At 67.3% G+C, this 8300-nt stretch carries 7 protein-coding genes; 5 read left to right on the forward strand and 2 right to left on the reverse strand.

The features are described 5' to 3' along the window. Positions 1–52 precede the first annotated feature (52 nt). From ACYU8W_RS04575 to ACYU8W_RS04590, 4 genes are all read left to right on the forward strand, one after another. Entirely contained in the window at positions 53–3331 is a 3279-nt protein-coding gene (locus ACYU8W_RS04575) for a DEAD/DEAH box helicase (RefSeq protein ID WP_499467006.1), read from the forward strand. Between the two features lie 41 nt (positions 3332–3372). After that, positions 3373–4248: an SDR family NAD(P)-dependent oxidoreductase gene (locus ACYU8W_RS04580; protein WP_499467007.1), complete on the forward strand. Its 876-nt coding sequence runs from the start codon at positions 3373–3375 to the stop codon at positions 4246–4248. A 107-nt stretch (positions 4249–4355) separates the two neighbouring features. Then, positions 4356–4895 carry an FAD-binding protein gene (locus ACYU8W_RS04585; protein ID WP_499467009.1) on the forward strand — a complete coding sequence of 180 codons (540 nt, stop codon included), beginning with the start codon at positions 4356–4358 and terminating at the stop codon, positions 4893–4895. Next, on the forward strand, positions 4892–5266 hold the full coding sequence (locus tag ACYU8W_RS04590; protein WP_499467011.1) for a hypothetical protein: 375 nt from the start codon (positions 4892–4894) through the stop codon (positions 5264–5266). Before ACYU8W_RS04585 ends, ACYU8W_RS04590 begins: the two co-directional genes overlap by 4 nt. A 2-nt stretch (positions 5267–5268) precedes the next feature. Here the strand turns inward: ACYU8W_RS04590 and ACYU8W_RS04595 are convergent, their stop codons facing one another. Continuing rightward, complete coding sequence (locus ACYU8W_RS04595; protein ID WP_499467024.1) at positions 5269–5901, reverse strand: response regulator transcription factor; 633 nt, start codon at positions 5899–5901, stop codon at positions 5269–5271. A 22-nt stretch (positions 5902–5923) separates the two neighbouring features. Beyond that, the gene (locus ACYU8W_RS04600; protein WP_499467012.1) at positions 5924–7144 is read right to left on the reverse strand and encodes a sensor histidine kinase; all 1221 of its coding nucleotides are present in this window, start codon (positions 7142–7144) and stop codon (positions 5924–5926) included. A gap of 211 nt (positions 7145–7355) precedes the next feature. Here ACYU8W_RS04600 and ACYU8W_RS04605 point away from each other — a divergent pair, with 211 nt between their 5' ends. Next, a complete protein-coding gene (locus ACYU8W_RS04605; protein ID WP_499467014.1) occupies positions 7356–8123 on the forward strand; it encodes a DUF4352 domain-containing protein in 768 nt (255 codons plus the stop codon). Positions 8124–8300: the final 177 nt, after the last annotated feature.

Raw genomic sequence — 8300 nt, forward strand, 5'->3', positions numbered from 1 at the left:
CGCCGGCACCCAGGGATTTCCGGAAGCGGGCGGCACGGGTTATTTTCGGACGATGGTCACTTCCCCTCGGCTCCAGGTACGCGGCGCGGCCTGGTTGGCCCAGGTGAGCGACGACGACGTGATCGAGCACGTGGGCCGCTTCGCCTACGAGCGAGCGCTCGGGTACGTCGACGCCGAACGCGTCGAGTCGATCAACGTCGGTGACAACGGGCGCCTGCTGATCGGCACCGTGAACGGCGGCGACGTGCGGCCGTACACGGCAATGTTGACCGTCCCGAAGGTGGGCGCGCCACCCCGCGACTGGCGTTCGAGGTGCTCCTGCCCGGTCAAGGAGGCGTGCAAGCACGTCGCCTCGATGGTGATGTCGGGTCGCGAAGCGCTCGGTGGTGCGCTGCAACCGACACCGACCGGCGACGCCAACTGGCGCGAGTTCTCCGACCGATTCCTGGGCGACGACGAGGCGTCCCAGACCTTCACGGACGCGGACGCGTTGGGTTTGCGCATCGCACCGATCATGGCGCCGCGGTCCGGCACCGACTCCTCCCCGCGTACCCGTTTCGAACTGATTCCGTGCCGCCGCGGGAAGACCGGTCGTTGGAACATGTCGATCGAGTGGACCGACGTCCGCACCGACGCCCGTTCCTCCGGACGCCGCTTCTTCGTGCCCGAGCAGGCGCAGGCCCTCACCCGGCTGCTCGAACGATGGCGCGGTGCCGGCGGCGTGATGACCCGCGCCCCGCGGTTGATGCTGGATGAACTCGGGGGCGGAATTTGGGACGACCTTCAACTGGCTGTCGCCGCCGGTGTCGAACTGCTGCCCGCGTTCGCCCACCCGGACGCTTCGATCGAACTGCTCGCGACGCCGGTGCGTACCGACGTCCGATTCTCCGACGGCCCGAACGGTGAGCTGATCGGTCGCACCGAGATCGACCTGCACCGGCACGGCCGGCTGGTGCTGATCGGTGACCCGGCGCATGGTCTGGTCATCATCAGCGATCACGATGTGGTGCTCGCCGGCCTCGACCGGCCGATGTCGTCCATGGCGCAGTGGCTGTCGGCCAACGGACCGGTGACCGTGCCCGAGTCCCTCGCCGAGTCCTTCCGTGTCGCTCAGTTGCCCAAGCTCGCCCGTCGATACGGGGTGGTGGCCGGCGGGTCGGTAGGGAAGCCCCGCCTGGCGCTGGTCGAGCCGCTGCGGCTGCACCTGAAGGTGGAACGGGAGTCCGGCACGGCCGTCCTCGTCTCGACCGGTGTCCGGTACCCCGGCGGCGAACTGCACACGATGGCGTTGGACGCCACACCCTGGAGCGGGCGCGACCGGCACAACGAACGGGTGCTCGTCGAGCAGTTGGAGCCCCTGCTGCGCAAGGCGTCGCTGCTCGAGGCGATCGGCGGCATCGGGTGGTGGCCGAAGGACCGCGAGATCTTCACCGACTTCGCTGCGGTGCGTTTCACCAACCTCCTCGATGAACTCGACCGCCACGACCTGGTGATCGTCGAGCGCGCCGATGATCTGCCGGTGTTCGAAGAGGCCCAGGACGACCCACTGATCGAGATCGGTGCGGACGACTCCGACGACATCGACTGGTTCGACCTGCGCGTCGAGGTCAGCGTCGGCGGCGAGAAGGTGCCCTTCGAGCCGCTGTTCCGTGCCTTGGCCCGCGGCGAGGAGTTGTTGCTCCTCGACTCCGGCACCTGGTTCTCGCTCGATCACCCCGAACTGCAACGACTTTCGTCCCTCATCACCGAGGCGCGCGAGCTGTCCGATCGCCGTTCGAGCGGTTTGCAGCTCAACAAGTTCCAGCTCGGCTACTGGGACGAACTGGTCGAACTCGGCGTCGTCACCAGCGCGTCAGCTGCCTGGTCCGAACGGGTCGCCCGCCTGGAATCGGTCGGCAAGGGCGAGCCGCCGGTCGCGCCGCAGGGCTTCACCGCCACCCTGCGTCCGTACCAGGTGGACGGCTACCACTGGCTCGCGAGCATCTGGGACGCCCAGCTCGGCGGCATTCTTGCCGACGACATGGGCCTGGGCAAGACCGTTCAGGCACTCGCGATGATCGCGCGAGCCCACGAGGCCGGCGAACTCACGGCTCCCGTGCTTGTCGTCGCGCCGTCGTCGATGGTCGGGACATGGGTGCGGGAGGCTGCGACCTTCGTTCCCGGGATGCCCGTCGTCGCCGTGCAGCGCACCGCGTCCAAGCGTGGAGAACCGTTGCGGGACACGGTTGCCGGAGCGGCGGTCGTGGTGACGTCGTACACCGTGCTTCGTCTGGACGCCGAGGAGTTCCAGTCGCTCTCCTGGCGCGGGCTCATCCTCGACGAGGCACAGTTCATCAAGAACCATCAGAGCAAGACCTTCCACGCGGCCAAGCGACTGCGTGCACCCTTCACTCTCGCGATCACCGGTACTCCGCTGGAGAACTCGCTGATGGACCTGTGGTCGATGCTCGCCCTGGCCGCGCCCGGACTGTTTCCCAAGCCCGAACTCTTCGGCAACACCTATCGCAAGCCGATCGAGTCGGGTGTCGAGCCGGAGAAGCTCGAGCAGTTGCGACGCCGGATCAAGCCGCTGATGATGCGCCGAACCAAGGAGGTCGTTGCGGCCGACCTGCCGCCGAAACAGGTTCAGCTGCAGGAGATCTCGCTCACCACTAAGCACGAGGCGTACTACAAGAGGCACCTTCAGCGCGAACGCCAGCGCATCCTCGGCCTGCTCGACGACCCGGACGCGAACCGGATCGCGATCCTGTCGTCGCTGACCCGCCTGCGCCAGCTGTCGCTCGACCCGCGCCTGGTCGACGCCGAGTACTCCTCGCGCGAGCCGAGCGCGAAGATCGCCTTCCTCATCGACCAGCTGCAGGAACTGTCGGCGGAGGGCCACCGAGCACTGGTCTTCAGCCAGTTCACCTCCTACCTGCGTCTGGTGGAGTCCGCGCTGACCGAGGCCGGGATCACCACCAACTACCTGGACGGCTCGACCACGAACCGGCAGAAGGTCATCGACGACTTCAAGGACGGCGACTCCGCAGCCTTCCTGATCTCGCTGAAGGCCGGTGGTGTCGGGCTCACCCTCACCGAGGCCGACTACGTCTTCGTCCTCGACCCGTGGTGGAACCCGGCTGCCGAGGCGCAGGCGATCGACCGCGCGCACCGCATCGGCCAGGACCGGCCGGTGATGGTCTACCGCCTGGTCTCCCAGGGCACCATCGAGCAGAAGGTCGTCGCCCTGCAGGAGCGCAAGCGCGACCTGTTCGCCCGGGTCGTCGACGGCGGCGAGGGTGCGTCCGGCGCGATCACCGCCGCCGACATCCGTGCGATGTTGGAGAGCTGACCGACGGACGCACGCGGGTACTCACCGGTAGCGTCGGGTTGATGAAGAATCCTCTACGCCGTGAACCACAGTCCTTCGCCGGCAAGCGTGCCCTGGTCACCGGTGGTGCCTCCGGACTCGGCCTGGCGATGACGAAGATCCTTGCCGCCGAGGGCGCCAAGGTGTTGGTCGTCGACGTCCATGAACTCGCGCCCGAAGGCGTGCTGCCGGCCGGCGTCGAGTATCGGCAGCTGGACGTGCGCTCCGACGAGGGCTGGGACGAGACCCGCAACTGGGTGGAGGCGACCTGGGGTGGGCTCGATCTGCTGTTCAACAACGCCGGTGTCGCAGCCGGCGGACGCATCGACGTGGAGTCGATCGAGAACTGGCAGTGGATCATCGACATCAATCTGCTCGGTGTCGTCCGCGGCTGCCGCACCTTCGTGCCGATGATGAAGGAGGCGGGCGGCGGGCACATCGTGAACACCGCGTCTCTGGCCGGACTCGTGCACGCACCGAGCATGGCGTCCTACAACGCGGTGAAAGCCGCGGTCGTCGCGGTCTCGGAGACGTTGCGCCACGAACTTGCCCCCGACCGCATAGACGTATCGGTCATCTGCCCGTCGTTCTTCCGCACCAACCTCGCAGAATCGTTGCAGGGCAAGGACGTCGACATGGAGGAGACCGCCGTCAGGCTCATCGCGCAGGCCCCGCGGTCCGCCGACGAGGTCGCGTCCAAGGCGTTGGAGGGCGTCCGCAACCGTCGCTTCATCGTGCTCACCGACTCCGACGGTGTTGCCGCGTACAACGCCAAGCGCTACGCCCGGAAGGCCTACGACGCGGCGATGATCCGGTCGGCCAAGCAGGTGCGCGAGGGCAACGACCCGATGGCGGACATCGACAAGGTCTGGAGTCGCATGCGGAAGTCCAAGTCCTGAAGGACTCCTTTCCGGGCAGAGCTACCCATGGCGGATTCGCGCTGAGGCGAGGACGGTGGTTACCGACGTGAAACCAACCTGGTTCGCAGTTCGGGGGCCCATCAGTCATGAACATCACTCGCCGCTCCGTCCTCGGTGCCGCTGCCGGCGCCGTCATCACCCCGGTCGTCGCGTCGCCGGCCACTGCGCTGAGCTCTGCCGTGCCTGACTGGGCTGCGTTCGACCGTGCGGTCACCGGGCCGGTCCACCGTCCGGGCTCGACCGGGTACGCGTCCGGCAAGCTGATCTTCAACACCCGCTACGACGGCGCGACTCCGCTGGCGGTGGTGCGGCCGACCGGGCAGGCCGACATCCAGCAGACGCTCGCGTTTGCGCGCCGCTATGGACTAAAGGTCTCTGCGCGAGCGGGCGGCCACTCGTACGTCGGTGCGTCGGCAGCGTCCGGGACGATCGTCCTCGACCTGCGCGGCACGAAGCGGGGGACGAACGAGATGCGGCGTCCGCGCTCATCTCGGCGATCGGTATCCGTCCGAGCTCCTCGTCCTATCGCCAGATGTCATACCTCGAAGCAGCACGCTGGTTCGGTGGTGGGACGACGTCGCCTCGTCAGGCCTGGGCGGCCGGTTCCGACGTCCTGCCGCGAATGAGCACGGCCGCCGCGACCGCGCTGCTGGGCACGTTGCGTGCTCGGTCCCAGGCGGGGGGACGGGGCGTGGCCATCATTGATCCGTTGACCGGCGCACCGTCCTGGCCCTCCGCATCGGCGACGACCTTCCCATGGCGTTCTCACATGGCGACCGTCCAGTGGTACGTCGGCGGCACCGGTTACACCTCTGCCTACCGTTGGATCGGCCAGGCCCACACCGCGATGCGTCCCTACTCCAGCGGCGGGTACGTCAACTACCTTGAGGCCGGGACGTCGATGCAGCGCTACCTCGCCGGCAACTACTCGCGGTGGCGGCCGGTGCGATCGACCTACGACCCGAGGGGCGTGATCGTGGCCCCGATCGCGGTCTGATTTCAGACCAGACCGGCCTTGGTGACGATCACCGCCACCTCGACGCGTCCGCCGACACCGAGTTTGCGCTGCGCGTTCGCCAGGTGGGTCTTGACGGTGGCTTCGCCGAGATAGAGCGTGCGTCCGATCTCGGCGTTGGACAGCCCACGGGCCACCTCGACGACCACCGCGTGCTCGCGCTCGCTGAGTGCGGACATCGAGGTTCGTGCGGCGTCGCGGTCGGTACGGCCTTCGTTGACCAGCCCGAAGACGTAGCCGACCTTGCCGGGGGCGAGCGCGCCCTGACCGCGGTGCACATTGCGCACCGCGGCGATGATGTCGGCCGGGTCGGCGGTCTTGAGCAGGAAACCGGCGGCGCCTGCGGCGATGGCTCGCTGGACGATGTCGTCGGTGTCCCAGGTGGTCAGCACGATCACTCGCGGCGGGTGGGTCAGCCGCTGGATCTGCGCGGTGGTGACCAGACCGTCCTGCCGCTTCATCCGGACGTCGAGCAGGACGACGTCCGGATGGTGGCGGTGGATCGCGTCGACCACCTCGTCACCGTCGGACGCGGTCGCGACCACGTCGATGTCGTCGGGCATGCCGATGATGGCTTGCAGGGCCGACACGACCATCGCGTCGTCGTCAACGATCAGGACCTGATCGGGCGGAGGTCGTTCATCGGCCCACCTTCAGTTCGGCCGGGCGGAACTGCCACGGCAGCCGCACCAACACCCGGAAGGCGTCGTCGTCCACCCATGCCCACGACTCGCCCCCGCATCGGGTGACGCGTTCGTGGATGCCGGTGAGCCCGTTGCCGGGGCGGAACGCGGATGCGGCACCGGGACGCAGGCGGTTGGTCGTTGAGATCTCGATGCCGCGGGCCGGCCGTGCGTCGAGGTGCAGCCGGATGGGCGCACCGGGCGAGTGCTTGCGCGAGTTGGTGAGCAGTTCCTGGGTGATCCGGAAGACGGTGTGGCTGACCTGTTCGTCCAGCGGCGCCGACTCGTCGATGAAGATCGAGGACGCAACCGGGCTTCCGGCCGCAAGAGATTCGTCGATGAGCCCGGGAAGGTCGCTGAGGGTGAGCAGCGCCTTGCTCACGTCGGGGTCGCCGGGTTCGCGTAGCAGCCCGAGTAACGAACGCAGGTCGGCCATCGACTGCTGAGCGCTCTCGCGCACCACCCGCGCACTCTGAGCGAGTTTCGGGTTGTTGCCCGCCGCCATCTCCAGAGCGCCGGCGTGCAGGTTGAGCAGCGACAGGCGGTGGCCGAGCGCGTCATGGACCTCACGGGCGATGCGTTCACGCTCCGCCCGGCGGGCCACCTCCTCGCTCAACCGGTCGATCTGGGTGTGCGCGATCTGTTCCTTGAGCGTGCTGGTGTCGAGCGCTCGCCGGTTGCGGGTGAACACGACCAACAGTCCGACGACGGCGACCAGGACGGTCGTGATGAGCGCGATCAACCACCACGGAAACGCGACGCCGGCCTCGTACCGGAAGAACAGTCGCCAGAAGGAAGAGACCTCAGGGACGCCGTCGGTGACGTCGCGGTACACCGAAACGGCGACCGCGAGCGATGCCGCTGCGATGGCCGCAAGGACGTGTTCGCGCCGGCGTGCGATGAGCAGCACCGTGAAAAGGCCTGCGAGAGGCAGGAATCCGTCGATCGGCAGGGCGATGGTGGCTACGCAGTAGGCGCCGAAGAGCTGCCATGGCCACCGGCGCCGCCAGATGAGCAGGATGCCGAGGACCACGCCGACGAGCCAGGCGAGCAAGGTCCAATCGGAGGTCGTCGCGACTTGTTCCGAATCGGTCGCGCCGACGCGGCGAAGGTCGTTGTAGGCGATCGCCAATGTGGTGGAGAAGAACGCCACGACCACCAGCGACGTCGTCCGCACCCGTCGCCACGAGCGCTCATGGGGTCGGTGGACGACATCATGCGCACAACCTATGGGAGAGCACCCACAGTCGGTTCCACCGATCGGATCGACGCCGGCGCCGAAGCTCCATCGATCGGGGGAGGCGGCTGCAGCCGTGCGGTGGAAGTGGAGAAGGGGCCTGCCGTCGTCCACTTGGAACATCGACGAAGAACCTTGGAAAGGACCCACCATGAACGACCAGCAGCCGATGAACAACGGTGCGCCGCAGTACAACCCGAACCACAACACGAACGGCCAGCAGTGGCACGGGCAGCAGCCCTCGCCGTACGGTCAGGGTGGCAACCTGCCGCCGGCGCCGCCGTACGCCAACCCGCTCAAGAAGAACTGGTTCCTGCGTCACAAGGTACTCACCGGGCTCGGCGCACTGGTGCTCCTCGGGGCCATGGCGTCGGCTCTCGGAGGCGGTGGCGGCAAGGGCACCGACGCCGCCACGTCCGAGACGTCGACCTCGTCGAGTACGAGCCAGGAGTCCTCCGCCCGCTCGTCCCAGGCGGCCGCCGAGCCGTCGCAGACGAAGGCCGAGAAGCAGGAGAAGAAGGATCCTGGCCTGAACACCCCGGTGCGGGACGGCAAGTTCGAGTTCACCGTCACCAAGGTGCAGCCTGGCGTGAAGCAGATCGGCGACGAGTACCTGAACCAGCAGGCGCAGGGGCAGTTCGTGCTGATCACGGTCACGGTGAAGAACATCGGCGACAAGCCGCAGACCATGTTCGACAGCAACCAGAAGCTGACCGACGACCAAGGTCGTTCGTTCAGCCCCGACTCCGCAGCTGCGATATACCTGAAGAACAACGACATCTGGATGAAGGAGATCAACCCAGGCAACACGTTGACCGGCACCCTCGTCTACGACATGCCGGCCGGTGCGAAGGCGACCAAGCTCGAGCTGCACGACTCGATGTTCTCCGGCGGGACGACCGTCTCCCTCACCAAATAGCGAACCTACTGCTCGGCGCCGAACCTACTGGTTGCAGCCAGTAGGTTCGGCTGTCATGACGCGTCACTTCTGGGACACATGAATGTCGTCACTTCCGGGACACTGTGCCGGGCTTGTACCGGGGGACGGTCGTGAAGTGCTTGGTGGGTGGCGGCCAGGCGACGGTAGCGATGAGGT

The organism is Yimella radicis, assembly GCF_054778255.1.